Annotated in this window: 21 protein-coding genes and 3 pseudogenes; 2 read left to right on the top strand and 22 right to left on the bottom strand. The window is 34.0% G+C overall.

Translation table 11 applies throughout. The features are described 5' to 3' along the window. Positions 1 to 27 precede the first annotated feature (27 nt). Complete coding sequence (locus tag ACQKNI_RS15835; RefSeq protein WP_088230624.1) at positions 28 to 1,716, bottom strand: formate--tetrahydrofolate ligase; 1,689 nt, start codon at positions 1,714 to 1,716, stop codon at positions 28 to 30. Positions 1,717 to 1,810: 94 nt separating this feature from the next. Further along, positions 1,811 to 2,491 carry a class I SAM-dependent methyltransferase gene (locus ACQKNI_RS15830; protein WP_098252280.1) on the bottom strand — a complete coding sequence of 227 codons (681 nt, stop codon included), beginning with the start codon at positions 2,489 to 2,491 and terminating at the stop codon, positions 1,811 to 1,813. A gap of 204 nt (positions 2,492 to 2,695) precedes the next feature. Between ACQKNI_RS15830 and ACQKNI_RS15825 the strand changes: the two genes are divergently transcribed. Next, positions 2,696 to 3,034, top strand: a complete 339-nt coding sequence (locus ACQKNI_RS15825; RefSeq protein WP_001253194.1) for a hypothetical protein — start codon at positions 2,696 to 2,698, stop codon at positions 3,032 to 3,034. A gap of 29 nt (positions 3,035 to 3,063) precedes the next feature. Here the strand turns inward: ACQKNI_RS15825 and ACQKNI_RS15820 are convergent, their stop codons facing one another. The 4 genes from ACQKNI_RS15820 to ytfJ all read right to left on the bottom strand — a co-directional run bounded on the left by ACQKNI_RS15820 (position 3,064) and on the right by ytfJ (position 5,080). After that, positions 3,064 to 3,276 (bottom strand): hypothetical protein, encoded by a 213-nt coding sequence (locus ACQKNI_RS15820; protein WP_000711202.1) that lies wholly within the window; start codon positions 3,274 to 3,276, stop codon positions 3,064 to 3,066. Between the two features lie 69 nt (positions 3,277 to 3,345). Next, on the bottom strand, positions 3,346 to 3,666 hold the full coding sequence (locus ACQKNI_RS15815; RefSeq protein WP_088230453.1) for a hypothetical protein: 321 nt from the start codon (positions 3,664 to 3,666) through the stop codon (positions 3,346 to 3,348). A gap of 51 nt (positions 3,667 to 3,717) precedes the next feature. After that, entirely contained in the window at positions 3,718 to 4,494 is a 777-nt protein-coding gene (locus tag ACQKNI_RS15810) for an oxalate:formate antiporter (RefSeq protein ID WP_000014091.1), read from the bottom strand. Positions 4,495 to 4,654: 160 nt separating this feature from the next. Continuing rightward, a complete protein-coding gene (gene ytfJ, locus ACQKNI_RS15805) occupies positions 4,655 to 5,080 on the bottom strand; it encodes a GerW family sporulation protein (protein ID WP_088230454.1) in 426 nt (141 codons plus the stop codon). 132 nt (positions 5,081 to 5,212) lie between these two features. On the opposite strand from ytfJ, the gene ACQKNI_RS15800 reads away from it, so the two are divergent. Next, positions 5,213 to 5,998: a GNAT family N-acetyltransferase gene (locus ACQKNI_RS15800; RefSeq protein WP_088230455.1), complete on the top strand. Its 786-nt coding sequence runs from the start codon at positions 5,213 to 5,215 to the stop codon at positions 5,996 to 5,998. A 288-nt stretch (positions 5,999 to 6,286) separates the two neighbouring features. On the opposite strand, the gene ACQKNI_RS15795 is transcribed toward ACQKNI_RS15800, so the two are convergent. The 16 genes and pseudogenes from ACQKNI_RS15795 to essC form a co-directional block, all read right to left on the bottom strand. Next, positions 6,287 to 7,081: a DUF3952 domain-containing protein gene (locus ACQKNI_RS15795; RefSeq protein WP_427282491.1), complete on the bottom strand. Its 795-nt coding sequence runs from the start codon at positions 7,079 to 7,081 to the stop codon at positions 6,287 to 6,289. A gap of 176 nt (positions 7,082 to 7,257) precedes the next feature. Further along, entirely contained in the window at positions 7,258 to 8,034 is a 777-nt protein-coding gene (locus tag ACQKNI_RS15790; RefSeq protein WP_098252278.1) for a hypothetical protein, read from the bottom strand. Positions 8,035 to 8,096: 62 nt separating this feature from the next. Continuing rightward, the gene (locus ACQKNI_RS15785) at positions 8,097 to 8,858 is read right to left on the bottom strand and encodes a hypothetical protein (RefSeq protein WP_098252277.1); all 762 of its coding nucleotides are present in this window, start codon (positions 8,856 to 8,858) and stop codon (positions 8,097 to 8,099) included. A 222-nt stretch (positions 8,859 to 9,080) separates the two neighbouring features. Next, positions 9,081 to 9,209, bottom strand: a pseudogene (locus ACQKNI_RS15780) (DUF3952 domain-containing protein); the annotation flags it as partial. A gap of 182 nt (positions 9,210 to 9,391) precedes the next feature. Further along, a complete protein-coding gene (locus ACQKNI_RS15775; RefSeq protein WP_071712836.1) occupies positions 9,392 to 10,030 on the bottom strand; it encodes a hypothetical protein in 639 nt (212 codons plus the stop codon). 12 nt (positions 10,031 to 10,042) lie between these two features. Next, positions 10,043 to 10,303, bottom strand: a complete 261-nt coding sequence (locus ACQKNI_RS15770) for a hypothetical protein (protein ID WP_088230458.1) — start codon at positions 10,301 to 10,303, stop codon at positions 10,043 to 10,045. Positions 10,304 to 10,340: 37 nt separating this feature from the next. Further along, a pseudogene (locus ACQKNI_RS15765) lies at positions 10,341 to 10,493 on the bottom strand (lipase); the annotation flags it as partial. After that, positions 10,486 to 10,557: pseudogene (locus ACQKNI_RS15760) on the bottom strand (DUF3952 domain-containing protein); the annotation flags it as partial. The pseudogenes ACQKNI_RS15760 and ACQKNI_RS15765, both read right to left, overlap by 8 nt. 21 nt (positions 10,558 to 10,578) lie before the next feature. Further along, positions 10,579 to 10,824, bottom strand: a complete 246-nt coding sequence (locus ACQKNI_RS15755) for a hypothetical protein (protein ID WP_088230459.1) — start codon at positions 10,822 to 10,824, stop codon at positions 10,579 to 10,581. A 279-nt stretch (positions 10,825 to 11,103) separates the two neighbouring features. Beyond that, on the bottom strand, positions 11,104 to 11,550 hold the full coding sequence (locus ACQKNI_RS15750) for a DUF5085 family protein (protein WP_088230460.1): 447 nt from the start codon (positions 11,548 to 11,550) through the stop codon (positions 11,104 to 11,106). Next, on the bottom strand, positions 11,547 to 12,008 hold the full coding sequence (locus tag ACQKNI_RS15745) for a DUF5085 family protein (protein WP_088230461.1): 462 nt from the start codon (positions 12,006 to 12,008) through the stop codon (positions 11,547 to 11,549). Before ACQKNI_RS15745 ends, ACQKNI_RS15750 begins: the two co-directional genes overlap by 4 nt. A gap of 135 nt (positions 12,009 to 12,143) precedes the next feature. Beyond that, complete coding sequence (locus tag ACQKNI_RS15740; protein WP_088230462.1) at positions 12,144 to 12,917, bottom strand: hypothetical protein; 774 nt, start codon at positions 12,915 to 12,917, stop codon at positions 12,144 to 12,146. Between the two features lie 21 nt (positions 12,918 to 12,938). Then, complete coding sequence (locus tag ACQKNI_RS15735) at positions 12,939 to 14,447, bottom strand: T7SS effector LXG polymorphic toxin (protein ID WP_098252275.1); 1,509 nt, start codon at positions 14,445 to 14,447, stop codon at positions 12,939 to 12,941. A 20-nt stretch (positions 14,448 to 14,467) separates the two neighbouring features. After that, positions 14,468 to 14,764 carry a TIGR04197 family type VII secretion effector gene (locus tag ACQKNI_RS15730; protein WP_000503891.1) on the bottom strand — a complete coding sequence of 99 codons (297 nt, stop codon included), beginning with the start codon at positions 14,762 to 14,764 and terminating at the stop codon, positions 14,468 to 14,470. Positions 14,765 to 14,767: 3 nt separating this feature from the next. Then, positions 14,768 to 15,190 (bottom strand): YwqH-like family protein, encoded by a 423-nt coding sequence (locus ACQKNI_RS15725; protein ID WP_088230464.1) that lies wholly within the window; start codon positions 15,188 to 15,190, stop codon positions 14,768 to 14,770. Between the two features lie 12 nt (positions 15,191 to 15,202). Next, positions 15,203 to 19,714, bottom strand: coding sequence for a type VII secretion protein EssC (gene essC / locus ACQKNI_RS15720; RefSeq protein ID WP_098252274.1), 4,512 nt, complete (start codon positions 19,712 to 19,714; stop codon positions 15,203 to 15,205). Positions 19,715 to 19,724: the final 10 nt, after the last annotated feature.

Genomic DNA, 19,724 nt, shown 5'->3' with positions numbered 1-19,724 from the left:
CAGATAAACGAGATGAATTACAACCTTTTAGAATAAACCTACTGCTTTTCCATCTTCATTTACATCCATTTGTAGTGCTGCTGGTTGTTTTGGAAGACCTGGCATTGTTAACATTGTTCCTGTTAACGCAACGATAAACCCTGCACCGATAGATGGTTTTAGTTCACGAATTGTTACGATGAAGTCAGATGGACGCCCTAATTTCGCTGCATCGTCAGAAAGAGAGTATTGTGTTTTCGCCATACAAACTGGTAGGTTGCTCCAACCTTCTCCTTCATATTGAGCCAATTGCTTACGTGCTTTCGGAGCAAATTCAATATCTTTTGCGCCGTATACTTTTTGAGCAATTGTACGAATTTTTTCTTCTAATGGCAATTCTAATTCATAAAGTGGTGCGTAGTTGTTTTCACCTTTTTCGATTTCTTTTAATACTTTCTCAGCAAGGTCAACTCCGCCTTGGCCACCTTTCTCCCAAACTTCTGTTAAGGATACTGCATAGCCACGCTCATTACACCACTCTTGTAAGTAAGCAACTTCTGCATCTGTATCTGTAATGAATTTATTAATGGCAATTACGAAAGGCACACCGAAGCTTTGAATTGTTTCAACATGCTTCTGTAAATTTTCCATACCTTTTGCTAATGCATCTACATTTTCTTCTTTTAATTGATCTTTTGCTACGCCGCCATGCATTTTAAGCGCACGAATAGTCGCAACAATAACAACTGCTTCTGGTTTAATGCCAGCTGCACGAGCTTTAATATCTAAAAACTTCTCTGCACCTAAATCTGCGCCGAATCCAGCTTCTGTAATAACATAATCACCTAATTTTGCTGCCATTGTAGTAGCGATAACACTGTTACAACCGTGAGCGATATTCGCAAATGGTCCGCCATGAATGATAGCTGGTGTATTTTCTAACGTTTGTACTAAGTTCGGTTTTAATGCGTCTTTTAATAATAATGTTAACGCACCTTCTACACCTAAATCTTTAACCGTTACAGGTTGATTTGCAAAGTTATAAGCAACTACGATGCGAGATAGACGTGCTTTTAAATCTTGAATATCTGTTGCAAGGCAGAATACGGCCATAATTTCAGATGCTACTGTAATATCAAAACCGTCTTCACGTGGTACACCTTGAACTGGTCCACCAAGACCAATTACTACGTTACGAAGGGCACGATCATTTAAGTCAACACAGCGTTTCCAAACGATTTTACGCGTATCAATTCCAAGTGTGTTTCCTTGTTGGATATGATTATCAATAAACGCCGCTAACGCGTTATTGGCAGTTGTAATCGCATGAATATCTCCAGTAAAGTGAAGGTTAATATCTTCCATTGGTACGACTTGTGAAAAACCGCCACCTGCTGCTCCGCCCTTTAGTCCCATCGTTGGTCCAAGAGATGGTTCGCGAAGTGCAATTACTGTTTTCTTACCAATTTTATTAAAAGCTTGACCTAAACCAACTGTTACTGTTGATTTACCTTCTCCAGCTGGAGTTGGGTTAATTGCTGTTACTAAAACAACTTTACCGTCTTTCTCATCTTGTAAGCGCTTAAAAATATCAAGAGATAACTTACCTTTATAATGCCCGTATGGCTCTAATTCATCTTCTAAAATATTTAAATCAGCTGCAATTTCTTGAATTTTTTTCATACTTGCTTCTTGTGCGATTTCAATATCAGATTTAACTGTTGTAGTAGTTGTCATATACCCTAGTCCCCCTTTAATTGGTTCTGATGATATTGTATCAGTTTTTTGTATTTTCTGCACTTATTTACCTCCTAAAAATTCTTTCTTTTCTTTATACGTTTTTTAACATAAATACCCATAAGAATGTTAATGATTGTTGTAACTCTGTAGGTAGTTGATCTAACATCTTCTCATTTACTCCGCGCTTATACACACCGATGCCATCTACAACTTCAAAACCTTGTTCTTTCGCTAATTGTTCAAATTCCCAAGGCATCATCGTATTACAAACAACGTCTTTGCCGTATAAACGAGGATAACTGTTCTCTCGAGGCTTTGCTGTCGGTCCTAAAATCGCAATACATGCATAACCCTCTTTCTTTAAAACACGCTTTATTTCATTCAATGCTAGTAATGGATTCTCGGTCCATTCTAATGAGTTAATCGCCATAATCGCTTCAAATTGTTCATTTTCAAAAGGTAAGGAAGAAAGATCCCCTTTCACAAAAGATAAATTTGGGCCTTCTCCGCGTTCTTTACCTTTTTGAATCATTACTTCCGATAAATCTACTCCGACTGCCTTATAACCCGAGCCACTTAATTTATATGTACCATATCCATCACCACAACCAACATCGAGTACTTGAGCTTCTTTTTCCACGTACTGCTCAAAAAATGGAATAATTGTACTTCTGCTACCACTGTCCCACATTTCTTGACTATTTTGATTCCAAAACTCTGCGCTACTATCCCATTTCTTCTCCGCTGATTCGTGCCAATTAAATTTTGTCATACATTCCCCTACCTTCACGTATTATCATTCATTTCATTCTACATCATTTTCCAAAATTCCTGTTTATCTTCATAGGGAGCTGTACAAGCTAAAGTTAGAATCTTTATTCTCCAATTTTTGCTTTACTTGGGTTTAACTCATACTCATGTTCTTCTCCTGATGACAGATACTATAGGTACACCCAATTGAAAGAGAGGGATGTACATGCGAAGAAAGAGAAATCATCATTTTAAAAGTGGTGAAAAACACGAAGAGTATGCAGCTGAAATATCACCAGCTGGCATTCCAATTAGACATAAGCGGAAAGAAATTGCAAATGAAATAGAAGGTACAAATACCGGTGCAATGGTTGGCTATGTCGCTTTATTTCTTTCGTTATTCTCCATCGCTTTTTATCCTGTTACACTCGGTTCGCTTGCGATTTTAATTGGCTTATTAGCTGTCAATTTCGGAGCGAGAACACTCGGGTATACAGCAATTGGTTTTGGTAGTTTTTCTGTTTTATTTACTTTACTTTATCCGCTTGCTTTATCAGCGTTTTAAAAAAACACACCAAGTTATACTTGGTGTGTTCATTCATGATACAACATAATATGACCGCATCCACAACAATGCTTCGCTGTAATTTCTTGAAAGACTGGATAATTTTCTTCATCCCGATGCTCAATAAACACTTTTTCAAATCGATACATGTTAGGTGCATATGCCCAATCTTGTTTCGTACGTGCATATAACGTTGAAGAGAAAAACTCTTCTCCACCACAAACAATACATTCTTTTTTCATCGATATCCCTCCTATGCTTGTCTTACTCCATCTATATGAACATAAGCATAAAAAAAAGACCTTCTATTACTAGAAAGTCTTCTCTGAAACAAAAAGAAATGTACCAAACATTCCTACCCCGCTATATTCTTTCGTAACACCAGCTTCTGTTTTAAATGTTTGCTTTACAGTCATAAAGAAAACACCATTTCGTGTATCAATACCTTCAAACTGTAGTTTCTCTTTTTTTCCATCTACATTTTGCGTGCATTCAAAGCTACTCTCATCACATTTCAATGTATACTTATCTTCTAGATACAATTTGAAATCGGATTCTTTCGGACAAGTAATAAGTAATATTGCCACGAGAATAATACTTACAATACCCACAATTGTATAATATTTCTGCATTTGATCTCCTTTCAAATGACAAGAAAACTTGACTTCATGCGCCAAGTTTTCTTAGTCCACAACCCATTGCCACTCTTGTTCTTTCTTATCAAAAATGAGCCAACCTGTCTCTGTTGCTTCTTCTTTCAATTCATCAATATTATCTAGCACCTCATCCGTACTTTCATACGAACCAACTACATATACCGGAATTTCAAGACCTCTTCTTGACTCAATTTTCCCTGCCAGATCAATATAAAGACCATCTTCCATTAATGGAAGAAGCCCCATGATCACTTCTTTCGAAATTGCTGGGAAAATTTTTGATTTTTGGAAGAAAGAAAAACGTTTCTTACCGAAAGCACCGAGTTTATAAGGAATGACTTTACTTAACATTCCTACAAAATCAGCAATTCTACGATAGTACACTTTGTTGTACCACCCGTCATCATGTGAAAAATAAACAAATCTATTTTTCAATAGCGGAAAGAATGTTCTAGCAAGTGGTTCTTTTTTGTGAGCCAAATATAAAAGCTCTGCAATTTCTTTTGGCTCTAATTCATCTAAATCGCTTGCATCATCAAAATCTACCCAACAAAATTCATCAAATTCATCAATCTCTGCTTGAATTAACTTATGTATATTTTCTTCCTCAACATATTCAAATAAAGTATGATAATGAAAATCTGTCCATTCAAAGTTATGCTTCAAAAGCAATACTTGATGAAGCGGTGAAGGGATGTTACTTGCAAACTCTTTAAACGTAATTCCTGATGTAATAAAACAATGACCCCGACGATTACCATTAATATATATCATATTCTTTACTTGGTCAGATCCTCCAGACAAAGCACCTAGCCACCTTCGTTTTGTATGTTTCAATTCTATAGCATATTTTAACATGAAAAATTTTAGAAACATAGAAAAAACTTCAAAAACTATTTACAATTTCATGTGTTTTATTACATAGTGATTACAAGAAAAAACACCTGCTCATAAGCAGGTGTTTTTAAAGGATATCATCTGGGTTTTGAGGATGATGATTTCCCTCTTTCTTATCATCTTTTTGGAACATCGATTGAATTTTATCAATTGTTTGTGGAGCTAATTCAATCATTTTTTCTGCTAAATGTGTCGCATTTTGTAAATGAAGAATATTTACTCCATCTTTATTCACCACAAGAAATGCTACCGGTGTAATTGAAACACCACCCGCGCTCCCGCCGCCAAATGCAGGGTTACCATTCGCTCTTTGCCCATCATTCGTCTGGAAATCAGAACCTCCTGCTCCAAACCCGAACGCTACTTTAGAAACCGTTAACACTACACCACCGTCAGCCGTTTGAACAGGCTCTCCAACAATCGTATTAACATCGACCATTTCCTTCAAATTTTCCATTGCTGCTTTCATTAACCCTTGAATTGGATGATCCACCGTTCATAACCTCCTTTGTCATATCTTTCCTAGTTTTTCCGAAAGTTTGTGAACTAAACATAAAATTTTATATTGATTTCAAAAAACTTAAGTTGTAATATTTAGAAAAATAAAAAAAGAGGTCGATTCTTTATGATGAGAAAATTAACAAAGAAAGATCATGAACAAGTATTCGCTTACTTAAAAGAAGAAGCAGCCCTTAACTTGTTTATTATTGGGGATATTGAAGCTTTCGGTTATGATACAGACTTTCAAGAATTATGGGGCGTATTTAAAGAGAATGGAACATTAAAATCGATTTTACTTCGCTTCCATGATGCATTTATACCGTATAGCAAAGAAGAGTTTGTAGTAACTGACTATGAGCCATTTCTTTCCGCATATAAGCCGCTGAAACTCTCTGGCAAGTCAACTATTGTTGAACGATTTGAAACCGTTTCAAGTATACAGCTAGGTACGAAAAATGAAATGTATTTTTGTGAATGTCTAAATGGCAACAGCTTACCTGACACGCCTATCCATGAAACGATTAAACTTGCGTCACTAGATGATGTAGAGCGAATTATGCAATTAAGAAGTAGCATCGATGAATTCCCGACTGCTAATGAATCAGAAAAAATTTTAAGGCAAGCTATTGAAACAAATACAGGACGTACATATTATATTGAAAAAGACGGTGCAATCATCGCATCCGCCTCTACTTCCGCGGAAAATTCATTATCCGCTATGGTTGTGGGCGTATGTACACAACCGAACTACCGCGGAAATGGATATGCTTCACTCCTATTACAAAAAATGATTCAAGACTTTACGAAAGAAAGCCGAACACTTTGTTTATTTTATAACAATCCAGCTGCTGGACGAATTTATAAACGTCTAGGGTTTCAAGACATCGGGATGTGGACGATGTATCGATAATAAGAGGTACACTATAAGCGGAAATAATTGTAACTTAGCAATACAAGCAGATTATACAAAAACTTCGCACCGTTATTATGAAGATGGAGAAACTACTTGCGGAGCAATACTCTAACTAAAACATGTTATGTATTCAAGCTAAATTTAGACAGATTAATGGCCCCAATTGTTGCATTTACTCCAGCAATTGGGGCTACATATTTATACTCAAATTCTTTCCACTACAAATCGAAACATTTTTCACACTTATGTCGCTATTATCTTTACGTGCAAATGCCCTTCTTAATATTACTGCTTCTTATTATACTGTGCTTTAAAATCAATATATTCCTGTCTCGCATCTTGGTTATTATCCTGTTTCCTATTAAAATAAGTTATAATTTGGAACATATTTTCTACTAATTTTCCATCCTCATTCTTTTTCTTATAATCTATATCAATACTTAATTGTAATATCTGTTTTGGATTTTTTGCAGAGTCAAAAGTAAATGAAATTGTTGATCCATCATATTCATCATAGTTAATTTTTAACTTATGATTAATAATACTTTGGAATTCGGATTCAGTTAGTCGATATCCCACTGAATTAGGCTGATCAAACTTTTTTATATCATCCCCGGGCTTCATCTTTAGTTTCCCTATACCTTTTAAACGATCTACAATTAAGTTCACGTATGAAACATCTAGATTTGAATCCGGACTTTTCACCTGTCCATTTTCATACTTAACATGAGTACTATAAATAGTCTCTTTTTTATAATTTTCATTTGTCCTTTTCTCCTTTTCTTTTTCTATATCAGTCGCAACTGTTTGTATAGTCTCTCCATATAAACTTTTATCTTTTGTATTATATGCACCTTCCGTAGTTTGACGAATTGTTTTACTGTGTTCTCCATCTTCCTTTTGTTCAAATGTACTATATATAGCTCTTTGTTCCACAAAAGCATACCCATCATCACTCGAAGACATAACCTTTTTCATGTCACCTTCATCCAATGCCTTAATAAATGGCTCATACTCTACCTTTTCTTCAAAAAAACTACATGCTTGTAGTAGGCTGATTGTTATTATGATAGTAATCATTTTAGAAACCTTTTTTGTGTTCATTTCATCATCACACTACACTCTCTACATTTTCGATCAGATAATCTTCTAATCACTTTAATCACCTTACATAAGTGAATTTTCTTTTAGTAATTCAAATACTTTCCTATAAATTATTACTTTTTCACCACCAAAACTTACAATATGCACTTTCTTTATGCCTTACGTTTCGATTTACCTTTTTTATTTTTCTTTCGATATCTTGGAGTCTCCATTTTATGTTGCTCCCACGAAATGTTAAATGACGGAAATTTAAACCTGCAATATGCTAATAGCTGAAATTCAGCTGCACCGATTGCTATCGTATACATTAAAAAGGTCCCTACTACATACATAAATAAATCATCAAACCCATAATCGTTATGAAAATATATTAAAATAAGAATAGTTACTGCGTATAGTGTAGCCCACTTCATCATCTTTCCTTTTGTTTTACTAAAGAAAGAAGCAGACCTCTCATCCATACTAAACGCACCTTCACTCGCTTGTTTAAACGTATCAATTGTTGTCAAAACATGAAAAATTACTGCTCCTAAAAGCAATAAACCCGCATATAGTATTGTAATCCAATCAATTGAATTATTAGCCATTTTAGTAACAGTCAAAGCAATAGGAGCTATTGTTGCCAATTGGAATGAACATAATAATACGACAAGGGTTTGTAGTTTTTGAAATTTAAATTGAGCTATCGGAAATGAATAAATAACGAAAAGAATTATTTGTATAATATATAAGAATACTTCTAACTTAACAATTCCTATATTAAAGAGAAGCAAGCAGTAATCCCACCCAGCTGATAAAACAATAGAAAATATTGTTATTGAACTAAATAGTATTCCTCCAAACATAAACCCTGTAGCACCTTGAGGGTCTAAACGATTTCTACATGTCATCCGAAATGCTTCTAAATCTTCTTCTTTTATATCCCACACCCTCGCTCTTCACCTTCTATACGTTTCAATTATTTTTCGAACACTAAAATTCTATTAATATATTATTTATTTTTCGTTTTGAATTTCTTATTTTGTTTTCGAATTCTTCCACACTTTCTCTCATTCTCTTCCCACGTCATATTAAATGACTTGAATTTGAATCTACAGTACACTAAGAGTTGGAATTCTGCCGCTCCAATTGCAACCGCATACATTAAAACAGTTCCTACTCCATACATAACTAAAAAATCAATCGAATAATCATTTTGAAAATACATTAATATAAGAATTATTAGTGTATATATTGAAGCACCCTTTATCATAGTTCTTTTTGTTTTATTAAAAAACGAAGTGGATCTTTCATCACTACTAAACGCACCTTCACTTGCTTGTTTAAATGTATCTAGCGTTGCTACAATATGGATAATAACTGCTCCTACAAATAATAGCCCGGTATACATCCTACCAGTTGAATTATCAACCATTTCAGAAACAATCGAAACTACAAATAATATCGTTCCAAGTTGAAACGCATATAGTAATACGATTAGCGTTTGTAACTTTTGAAATTTAAAACATGCTTTCGGAAATAGATATATAATTAAAAATATAATTTGAATACTAAATAACACAATTTCAGTTTTAACAATAGTTCTATCAAAAAAATTGTTGTAGTAATTCAAATCCCCTACAAAAATAATAAACATAAATATCGAAATATAAAATATTGTTCCTAGCATAAATCCCGTCGCACCTTCAGGACTTAACCGTCTTCTGCATGTCATCCGAAATGCTTCTAAATCTTCTTCTTTTATGTTCCACATTCAGTTTTTCACCTTCTATACAGTTTAAATAATTTTCATTCACTAAAATCCCATTACATTCCTAACTTTTTAAATACATTCATCTTTGTGTAACTAAATTTAGATAATCTTTTCTGTATATCATCACTACATTAATTACCGTACATAATCAGAATGCTTTTGATAGTTCAAATAGCCTTCTTTCTCCTCAAAAGCTCTAAATATTCTTCTCTCTTTCACTTAAGCATATCCCTCATCACTTGCAGGCATAATCGTATTCATCTCCCCTTCATACAATACCTTTTCTAATTCCTCATACTCTATTTTCATTTCCCCGAAACTGCACTCACTTAGTAAAAACGTTACTGTCATCACAATTGTATCGAGATAATAAAGCTCTTTAATTTTATCTTCAGAAAGGTGATAACCTCCCATCAATAATATGTTAGGAGGTTATTAAAGTTATTTGAAATTTGTTTTTTATTTTAATGGATTCGATTTTTGCAAATAATAATGTTGTTTAATTCGAGAAGCGAATATTAAAAACATACTGCTTAATAACTCGTGATTAAGTCTTCACCCTCATATCTAGGGTCCTTCTCAACTTTACCATCTTTTGTTTTGATGACTTTTAGTCTACCTAACCACTCTGCTCCGTTATATGTCTCTTCACTTACCCATACATTATGCTTTTTACCGTCTACCTCAACTACTAATGTGGGGTGTGTAAACATGAATTCCTTCTCTACATGCCTACCTACAATTTCTGCATTTAATGATGTTCCTTCTTCAACTAGTTTACTATTCTGATACCCCTCAATAATAGGTAATCCAATAAATACAAAGAATATCAGTCCAAATACGATTACTTTCTTCTTTGTACTCCATTTATTCTTTTCTTTCAATTCTTTCTGCCTTGCTTCTCTTTCCTCTCGTTCATCCAAACTCTCATTTAAAGCGTCTTCCCATTCCTTGATTTCTGCTTCGATTTCTGCTTCGACTCTTGCTAGTTTTTCTAGTTGTTCATCGGTTGCTACCATCTCATATGAGTTATCTCCAACCACACGAATTTCAGCACCATTTCCTTTTACTTTTTGCAAGTCTTTTTCTGTACAATTAAACTCTCGAATGATTTCCCCTTGTGTGTTTACCAGTCTAACGTAAATGCTTTTTTTCTCCTTCTTCTTAAACATCTGAACTCCCCCTTATTTGTTTCCCATCATAGATAACCCTATTGTAATTAAGATAAAGAAAACGATAATAAGGAAAGTCTTCCCTTTGCTTACTTGTGTTGTAGAACCTTCCAAGACAGCCCATATAAAAATTGGGAAAAGAAGAATACCTAGGAGAATATCAACTAACTTGTTGCTACTCTTCTTTAGTGGTTTTTCTTCTACTATCGGTTTTTTCTTAACAGATTCTTTTCTTATTTGTTTCGGTTTCTTTTTCTTACGTCTATGATTCACCCAACATACTCCTTTTAGAATAACTTTTTCATAACTATAAAAATACCGAAATATCCCCAATTTCCATTTTATAAACCTGTCCAGGTATTATAAAATCTGCGGCTTTAATGGCGCCATACAAAGGATCATATTCATTTATAAGACTGCGGCAATTTTTCATATTGGTCCCGTATCCGTACTTAACCACATCCACTTAATAAACTTGATACTATTGACAGAACTATCATCATCTTAGCTTTTTTCTTTAACTTCATACTGATACCTCGTTGGTTCCTCTAGGCATTTTTACTTTTCTTAAAAAACACCAAATATGCAAATAATGACGAGATTAAGAGAAATATACCCGCTCCTATCCCCTCATATATTTTAAAATAAACAGCAGCGATTATTACAAATATGGACATTATTATTATTAGAATCATTGTATATTTCATTATAAATTCTAACGCTTTATAGATAGATACTATTGTCCTTTCAAAAAAACTTTTCTCTGTTTCCAAAACATTTCGATCCTTATTCAAATTAACAACCTCCTCTTTTTACAAATTAACTTTTGAATAAATTTACCCCTTCAAAATAGCAACAAAGTGAACTATAGAACGTAACTACTACCAATACAGAATGATTCAACTGAAAATCACATGTCGAAATATTAAGTTAATTATATGTAGATTTGAGAACGAAAAACCTCCTCATTCTAACGAGAAGAGAAGGTTTTATTTATGTTATTTCCCCAAATCCTATTCAAAACTATTTCTTTTATGATATTTCCATATTTTAAAAATCACAAGCTTAAAATATTATTCTTCATTAAATACAGCAATCTTCACTTCAACATACTGTAAAGACTCATCACCGCTAAACACATGATAAATTGGCGAGGCTAAATTCAGATTATTATCCTCCATATACTGAAGCATTTCACCATATACCTGCTCTGTTAATTTTTCATAATCTCCCGTATATCGTTTCATGAGCATCTCATCAACATAATAATAGCTCCTAAATTGAAGTGTTTCTGATGTTAGAATTTTATCTTCATTTACTGGCATGAATAATTCAACATACATATTTTCATCAGATGGTATATTTTTCAAAGCATAAAACATCGGACCTTTTACTGTTAAATTCGCTGTTGCAATTTCTGACATAAAATGTTCAATTGCTTCTTCCATATCTTTGTAATGAAAATAGTATTCTTTCGAAACAACATTTGTATACGCAATACTTTGTCCTTCTATTATCATTTTATTGTTTCACCTACTTCTATAATAGGAGCATAAATATCTAGCCACATGTCACCGTATACATCTAAACATACGTGATAAAAACCGTTTTCTAATTTAATATGATGCTGTTCTGCAAACTCATGTATTAAATTATAAGCCTCTTCAATATCACCATCTTCATCAGTAAATCGAACACTTAATGCCTCTTCAATAATTAATCCATCAACATACTCATATGCAGAATTCTCTCCTAATTTAACACGTTCATTTACTGGAACAGAATATGTATATTCGCCGTACTCTGGTTCATTTTCCAATGGCTGATATTTAAAAAGAACGGGACCTACAGCATATATTCCACTATGAACAACTTGATTTCTCAGTGCGATAGCAGGTAATAACCAATCTTCTTTTTTTACAATTTGAGTAATACTAATTAAATTTAAAAGTGATAATGCTTTATATTGAATTTTCATAATACCTACTCCTTTTACTATACTTTCTCTTGGCTATATTTTTTATGTTTCTTCAAATGTCACTTACGCTCTCCTTCATATTCCTTCCACATTATAGTAAATGACGAACATTTAAATCTACTATACTCATTTTCTTTACGCCTTACGTTTTGATTTACCTTTTTTATTTTTCTTTTGATATCTTGGAGTCTCTCTTTTATGTTGTTCCCATGATATGTTAAATGAAGGAAACTTAAATCTACAATAAGCCAATAATTGAAATTCTGCTGCACCAATGGCCACTGCATACATAACAACATTACATATAACATAACCAAACATTGTGTTTAATGAGTAATTATTATTTATATAAATCAAAACAAGAAGACTTAACACATAAATTACAGCACCTCGTATAACATGTCCCTTTGTTTTACTAAAGAACGAAGCTGATTTGTCCCCACTACTAAATGCACCTTCGCTTGCTTGTTTAAATGTATCAACTGTTGTCACAATATGAACAATTATTCCACCTAATACTAATAGACCTACATAAATACGTGTATGGAGATCAATTGAATGCTCAATCATTCCAGAAAGAACAAATAACGTGCATCCGATAGTTCCAAGTTGAAATGCATATAATAATATAACGAGCGTTTGTAATTTTTGAAATTTAAAACGCGCTTTAGGGAATAAATATAGAATTAAAAACATTACTTGCAAACCATATAACACTAATTCAACCCTAACAATTACTTTATCAAACACAGTGGTATAATAATCTATTCCCCCCAAAAAAATAATAATCATGAACAATGAAGTATAAAATATTGTTCCGAGCATAAATCCAGTGACACCTTCAGGATTTAAACGACTTCTACATGTCATTCTAAATTTCTCTAAATCCTCTTCTTTTATATTCCACATTACTTATATACACCTTTCTAATCACCAAAATATAGATTTTATTTTTTCCCCGATTTTAAATTTCCCATCTATCTTTTCAGTTACATTTTTAACTCCTTTTTTAGTAATATCAATTAGATTGTCTCCCCCAAGCTTTTCAAATTTATAATTCATCGCCCAGGTAGCAAATACTGCAGTACCAGCTCCAACCACAGTACCAAGCGGCGGAAGGAAAAACGATCCTGCTACAGCACCAGCTGCCATCGCTCCAGCATTTGCTCCAATATCTACAGCTGAATCTGTTGCTACATCAACTACATCTTTTAACTGCCAACCACCTTCTTTAGCATCAACAACATTACCTCCAACTGTAACAACCGCTCCAAAAATACCTGCTCCTTTCAAGAATCCGCCTGCTTTACCCAGGCCTTTAAACGCTTCTTTCCATTTCATAGGATTAATATCCTTTAAGCCGTCTGCCCAAGCAGCTTTAAATGAACTCAGTCCTCTTTTCCCAATTGCGGTAGGCAATCCTTTATTTGTCCTATCATTGTGGAAATCATGATAAGCTTGAAACTCTGGTAATTTATAAATATTTTTTTTTGCCTTTTTTATTTGTTCCTTTGTTGTTTTCAAACCCTCGAATTTAAATTCCAATTTATTCTGTAAATATTTGAATAACACGTCATCTTTATTATCCATTTTAAGTATTCTTTCTACTAAAACCATATCTTCTTTCTTAGAAGTCGATAATGTAAATGCCCCTTTACCTTTTCGGCCTTTAGGATCAAAAAGGACTTCAAAACCCAATTTTTTTGTAACGTAATGCATGCGTATGTAGGCATTTAAAGTAGCCTTAGCTCCCTTATTCCCAATATCAAACTTAGTCATGGCATCTGCCAATCCCTTAATGATATTTCCAATTGATGTATCAGCTAATAGCTTCCCTATTGAAGCGATAGACAAATTCCCATTATTCACTTTTATTTGTTTCATTCCCTCATCTATTTTACGCATTAATTCATCAAACTCTTGCAGGTCACTTTGCTTACTGTTATAAGTCTCTAATTTTTCTAATGTATCACTGATTTCTTTTTGGCTTTTTACAGCGCCTTCAGTGATGCTTGATGATGATGGATATTGAATTGCGACGATGTCACTAATCGTACCTACTGTTTTTTTCGCCGCTTCATTAGAGTGGCTAAATCCCTCACTATATCCATTAACTTTTTTCTTTACACCATCCAAATAACTTCCATGGATTTTTGCATCTGCATCGCTGTCAACCTCACTGTTAAACTCCTCTACTGCTTTTTGAAATTGACTTTTTAATACTTCGGCTGTAGCTGTAAATCCAGTGATAATAGTTCCATGAACTGTCGATAAATACTCCTTAATATCCGCAGCAGCTTTCCCTTGGAAAGAGTTAATTTGTGTAAAGTCCTCTATTTTTTGCTGCAATGTTTCCAAATGTTGATTTAACTCTTCAGCATTTGAATTAAAGCGATCTTGAAGCTCTTTTACTTCTTGTAACTCTATGATTTTGCTCATATTTTCTCCCCCCTCTCCCTTTACATAGCACGGTGCGCTGAACTGTCTTTCAAATCTTTTCCAAGCTTTTCATCTTGCTGAACCATTTCTTGTCCTGTTTGCTGAATTCTACTAATATCTTTTTGTAGTATTTGTTCATATTGCTGCACTTTTTTTGATAACTTTTCAATCGCTTCACAATATTTTTTCAGTTTACTTAAATTCGTACGATGTAACTGCATACCATTAAATTTAGTCTTACCTAAATCACTAGCACCACTTTTCAATTCACTTACTTTCGCATCAAATACCCCTTTATTTAATTTAATTTCCCCCATTTATCATTTCCCCGCCTTCTGTACTTCTACTTGAATACTAGCGTCAACCATTGAAACACTTCTACTTAAAGAAAGAATACTAGACTCACATGTAGCGATTTCTCTTTCAAGCCGCCGTATGGCTTGATCGATGTCTTCTTGAACTCTCCCTAGTTCTCCAATAAACTTCCCTAAATTCGAAACGACTTGTTGTTCATACGTTTCTTTAAAAGTAGTTGCTCTTTGCCCTTTCCAACTACTCTCGTTTATTTCTAAAGACTTAAACTGCTCTTGATTTTGTTTAATTGCTTCAAGATTATTTATAAATTTCCCCTTAGCAGTTATTAGCCTTCTTAGTTTCATTTGTAATTCAGCCAATTGCCCTTGTTGATGACCTATACTACTTAACAAACCAGATTTTTGACTATTTAATTCCTCTATCCCCATGCAAATCACCCCTTAAATAGTTGGCACTTTAATTCTAGTAGCAAAACGATTTTCAACAAAATACCCTTCAAATGGATTTAATTTTGTACTACTTAAATCTTTATTAGATACATCAAAGACCATTTGGCCTGATGATTTTCTAAGTAAAATAACATGAGATTGCGTTTTTATTGTTTTTGAAACTAAATCGTATCGACTGTCAATTGAATCAACATCACAGCCAATTACGAAGTGGATACCCATAAATGCACCATTTGTTATTAATTCCGCTAAACTATATATATCGCTATCTTCTAAATTACTTAAAATATCATTTACATCTGCAATTACGATTACAATCGGCTTAAATTTCTTAATAAATTCGGCTGGGTTCACTGTTTCACTTGATGCTTCCTGCTCCTCTTTAAACGCCGCTTCTCTTGATTTATAAGCATTTGTAACTTGTTTGATCGTTTTCTCAATCCCTGTTTTTTCAGCTACATATAAAGCAGCGCTCTCTCTATAGTTCGAGAAATTACGTGTTCTTGTATCGATTAAGCCTAAGTCAAAGTGTCCACTTTCAGCTAACTGTTGAAGGAATTGATGAACTACATTTTCAACTTCATCTTTCTTGATTCCCCCTACAACAATATTAGACGCTTCCGTTAAATCTAATTCAAGAGGTGTAACGCTTTCTGTTTCTACACCAAATGTTAGTTTGCCTGCTTCAATAATTTTTCTTGTTTCTGGCCATGCAATAAATTCTTTGTATTCCAGAACTTCAGGCACCATAGGAATTGCTTTCGGTCTTTCTCCATCCCAGAAGGAATCCATCTCTTTTCCTTCAGCTTGTATATTTTCAATTCGAGTAAGTACGTCTTCTCCACTGGTCGGTAAAGCTGTTTGGAAAATTGTTGGTTCGTCAATTTTAACTAAACCACGTCCTGCTAATTCTTCAATTTTCAAGTCCGTTCTTCCTACAATAGCTCTAGATTCTGCCTCATCTATCATATATAGAGCAATTTGTAGTTTAATATTTGTATTTACTTGTACTCTCAACGCATTTTGACGTGTAGCCGTAAGCATTAAATGAATTCCTACCGCTGCCCCTTCACGTACGATTTGTGCAACAATGCGTTCAAAGTCTTCGACAAATCCAGCTTCTCTAACAGAATCATAGTTATCTAACGTAATTAATACTGTTGGTAATACTTCTTTACTAGCTCTCTCATACATTTCAAGACTCGCAACGCCATATTTACTTAGCAATTGCTTTCTATCTTTTAATAGATCTTCTATGCGGCGAAGAAATTTCTCGCATTTTTCAACTTGGTCTAGTGTAATGATGTCTGCCACATGCGGTAAAGATTTTAATGGCATTAAACCGTTTGTTCCGAAGTCTAATAAATACACATGTAAATGCTCCGGACTATGCTGACGAGCTACATCCATAATGACTGATTGTAAGAATGTTGATTTTCCGTAACCTGGACTTGAGAATACTGCTACGTGTCCGTCTTTACTAATATCTAATGTTAATGGTGTTTGTGATTGTAATTCAGGCTGATCTAGTAGACCAACTGTTGCTTGTAATGGTTTCTTTTCTTTCGTCCATGCTTCTTTGAATTGAATAGCGTGTAAGTCTTGTAAATATACGCTCTCTGGAAGTGGTGGTAACCATGGTCTAGCTAGCGCTTCAATTTCATTTACTTCTGCGTAATCGTGAATGTAGTCAATGACAGCATCCAGTTCAGATGGTACGCTTATTACTTCTTTACTACTACCAAGTCCACTTAAGTCTTCACTTAATATTTCATATTGTCCTAGATCATTTATTGCATAGATTGTTGCGTCTAAATGTTCTTTATCCTCTTTATTTTCTACATAGTCTGCCCCGCTCCAAGCTGATTGGAATAGTTCATAAATTTCATTATTCCCAACTTGTAAGTAAGCACGTCCTGGTAATGTAATTTCAGCAGCATCTGGTGTTTTTAAAATTTCATTACTATCTGACGTATTTTGAACTTTCAATGCTAGTTTAAATTTCGAGTTACTCCAAATTTGATCATCTACAACACCGCTCGGTTTTTGTGTAGCTAATATTAAATGAATTCCGAGCGAACGACCGATACGCGCTGTTGAAACTAGCTCTTTCATAAATTCTGGTTGTTCTGACTTCAGTTCCGCGAATTCATCACTAATTAAAAATAAATGTGGCATCGGTTCACTTACTAAGCCTTCTTTATACAGTTTTTGATACTGATTAATATGGTTTACATCATTTTCACCAAATAATCGTTGTCTTTTTTGTAATTCAGCTTTAATTGATGCGAGCGCTCTCATGCTTTGTGCTCCATCTAAGTTCGTAATTGTTCCTAATAAATGCGGTAAGTTTTTGAATAAATTCGCCATACCGCCGCCTTTATAGTCAATTAGTAGAAATGCGACTTCGTAAGGATGGAAATTAACTGCTAGAGATAAAATATACGATTGTATAATTTCTGACTTACCTGAACCGGTTGTACCTGCTATTAATCCGTGAGGTCCGTGAGCTTTTTCGTGTAAGTTTAAGTTTACGATATCCTCTTTCCCACGTAGTCCAAGTGGTACAGCTAAAGATTTATGTGCCGCATTTTTCTGCCAGCGACTTGTGATATTCAGTTCTTTTACTTTTTCAACACCGTACATTTCTAAAAATGTTACGCTTTCTGGAATACTATTTTTTAAGTTTTGCAAATGATTTAACGGCGCTAATGCTCGTGAAACATCTTCTAAATTGAAATCTTTCGGTACGTGATTTAATTTAAATTGACGATTAACAAGCTCGCCTTGTTCCAAGATGATATTCCCATGTTTTGCATCTCTTATATCTATTACCGTTTTCACGTGTTCCGGTAAACTTTGCATAACATCTTGTACAAATACAAGTGATACACCTAATTGACTCGGATCATCATTAAAGAATTCCATCACAACATGGTCTAGTATTAGTTTTTCATCTGTAATGAGAACGACATAGTGCGGTGCAAAGTACATTTTTTCATTAGTTGAACTTTTTTCATCTAGTTTTAGTTTTCGTTCTTTCAATATTTGATACAAACTATTTAACACTTGATCACGGCTACGATCATGATATACAAATCCACGTACATTTATATCGCGAACACTTCCATGAGGTAACCAGCGCATCCAGTCCCACTTCTCCTTTTCTTCTTCCGGAAAAATAGTAATAAACTGCAAGTCATAATAACTATGGAATAACGCGGTTTGTACAACTAATAATTGTAATTGTTCTAACACTAAAGAGCGTTGTCCAATATAGCCAACTGGCCCATTTATCAAATCTGTTACAACAGGTACTTCTTCCAAAGTAAGATAACGCTGTCTTAGTTCACGTGCTATATCAATTAACTCATCTTTCGTTTGACTAAATTCTTCTTCATTAAATTGGATTTCAAAACTCGTATTAGCTTGTCCTGTCCCAACGCTAAATGTTAAGAAATCATGATGTAGCATTGTTTTTTCATATATACGTGGATTTACTTGCACAGCCATATTACGTATTACTTCAACATTCGGATTATGATAATGCAATGCATGACGCTGCTTTTCACTTTCTGCATGTAAATCTTTCGTTTTTTGTTTTATATACTCTCTATAACTTTTATCACGTTCCACAATGTCGATTTTATATTGCTTTAAATTTTTTATATAAGATGTGACAGAAACAATGATCGTTACTAATGTCATCGCAATCGAAGCAATAATAAACATTCCGTATTTCATAAAAATAGCAAGTAATACTGTTACGACAATCATGACAAGAGAAGGTGCAATGATTCTCGCCAAATGCTCCGTCGGTTTTGACGGCATACTTGAAGGTTTTGCAATTGTCATTTTCTCTTCTGGTTCACGGTAAATAATACGTGGTGAACGATGATAATCCGGATAACCACTTTGATAATTCGTTTCTGATTCTACTAAAATAGGTAATGTAGATTTCACGTTACCTTCTGAAGCGAGTACTTGAATATCTTCACTACAAATCTCCACTAAAACACCATCAAAATATAATTGGTCTCCCGCTTCTAACATAACGCTATCTTGTAGCTTCGTATAATTATGAAATACATCCCCGTCATATACATTCACTTTAAAAGAATCATACAACGTTTCACGAGATAGCATTAAATCTACACTAGTCCCGCTAATAGAAATATCATCATAGCTGTTTTGGCTCATTGTAAGAGAATGTTTCGTTCCGATATCAAACACTTTCGTTGTGCCAATAATAGATATAAAGATTTTCAAGCTCACATCTTTAGTTTTTCCAATCTCAAATTCCTTATTGAATTCGATCAATTGATTTTGTACCATCCAAGCGTTTACTTCATTATTCCACTTTAATTCTATTTCTTGTTCTAAACTAGGATTCGTAATATCATTTGTCCATTCTTTTCCAATCGACACTATTGATTGCTCATTTGGATGTAATGTGCACTTATATATTTTGTCTCCATAAGTCAATACTAATAGTTGCTCCATGCGTGTTCAC

This window comes from Bacillus sp. NPDC094064 (assembly GCF_050279585.1).
GTDB lineage: Bacteria > Bacillota > Bacilli > Bacillales > Bacillaceae_G > Bacillus_A.
The sequence above is the reverse complement of the archived record's forward strand: the minus strand, read 5'-3'. Positions and strand labels throughout refer to the sequence as shown.

Coding starts and splice junctions, on each gene's coding strand:
- ACQKNI_RS15835 (WP_088230624.1), bottom strand. CDS start 1,716: ATGACAACTACTACAACAGTTAAATCTGATATTGAAATCGCACAAGAA.
- ACQKNI_RS15830 (WP_098252280.1), bottom strand. CDS start 2,491: ATGACAAAATTTAATTGGCACGAATCAGCGGAGAAGAAATGGGATAGT.
- ACQKNI_RS15825 (WP_001253194.1), top strand. CDS start 2,696: ATGCGAAGAAAGAGAAATCATCATTTTAAAAGTGGTGAAAAACACGAA.
- ACQKNI_RS15820 (WP_000711202.1), bottom strand. CDS start 3,276: ATGAAAAAAGAATGTATTGTTTGTGGTGGAGAAGAGTTTTTCTCTTCA.
- ACQKNI_RS15815 (WP_088230453.1), bottom strand. CDS start 3,666: ATGCAGAAATATTATACAATTGTGGGTATTGTAAGTATTATTCTCGTG.
- ACQKNI_RS15800 (WP_088230455.1), top strand. CDS start 5,213: ATGATGAGAAAATTAACAAAGAAAGATCATGAACAAGTATTCGCTTAC.
- ACQKNI_RS15795 (WP_427282491.1), bottom strand. CDS start 7,081: ATGATTACTATCATAATAACAATCAGCCTACTACAAGCATGTAGTTTT.
- ACQKNI_RS15785 (WP_098252277.1), bottom strand. CDS start 8,858: ATGTGGAACATAAAAGAAGAAGATTTAGAAGCATTTCGGATGACATGC.
- ACQKNI_RS15775 (WP_071712836.1), bottom strand. CDS start 10,030: ATGTTTAAGAAGAAGGAGAAAAAAAGCATTTACGTTAGACTGGTAAAC.
- ACQKNI_RS15750 (WP_088230460.1), bottom strand. CDS start 11,550: ATGATAATAGAAGGACAAAGTATTGCGTATACAAATGTTGTTTCGAAA.
- ACQKNI_RS15745 (WP_088230461.1), bottom strand. CDS start 12,008: ATGAAAATTCAATATAAAGCATTATCACTTTTAAATTTAATTAGTATT.
- ACQKNI_RS15740 (WP_088230462.1), bottom strand. CDS start 12,917: ATGTGGAATATAAAAGAAGAGGATTTAGAGAAATTTAGAATGACATGT.
- ACQKNI_RS15735 (WP_098252275.1), bottom strand. CDS start 14,447: ATGAGCAAAATCATAGAGTTACAAGAAGTAAAAGAGCTTCAAGATCGC.
- ACQKNI_RS15730 (WP_000503891.1), bottom strand. CDS start 14,764: ATGGGGGAAATTAAATTAAATAAAGGGGTATTTGATGCGAAAGTAAGT.
- ACQKNI_RS15725 (WP_088230464.1), bottom strand. CDS start 15,190: ATGGGGATAGAGGAATTAAATAGTCAAAAATCTGGTTTGTTAAGTAGT.
- essC (WP_098252274.1), bottom strand. CDS start 19,714: ATGGAGCAACTATTAGTATTGACTTATGGAGACAAAATATATAAGTGC.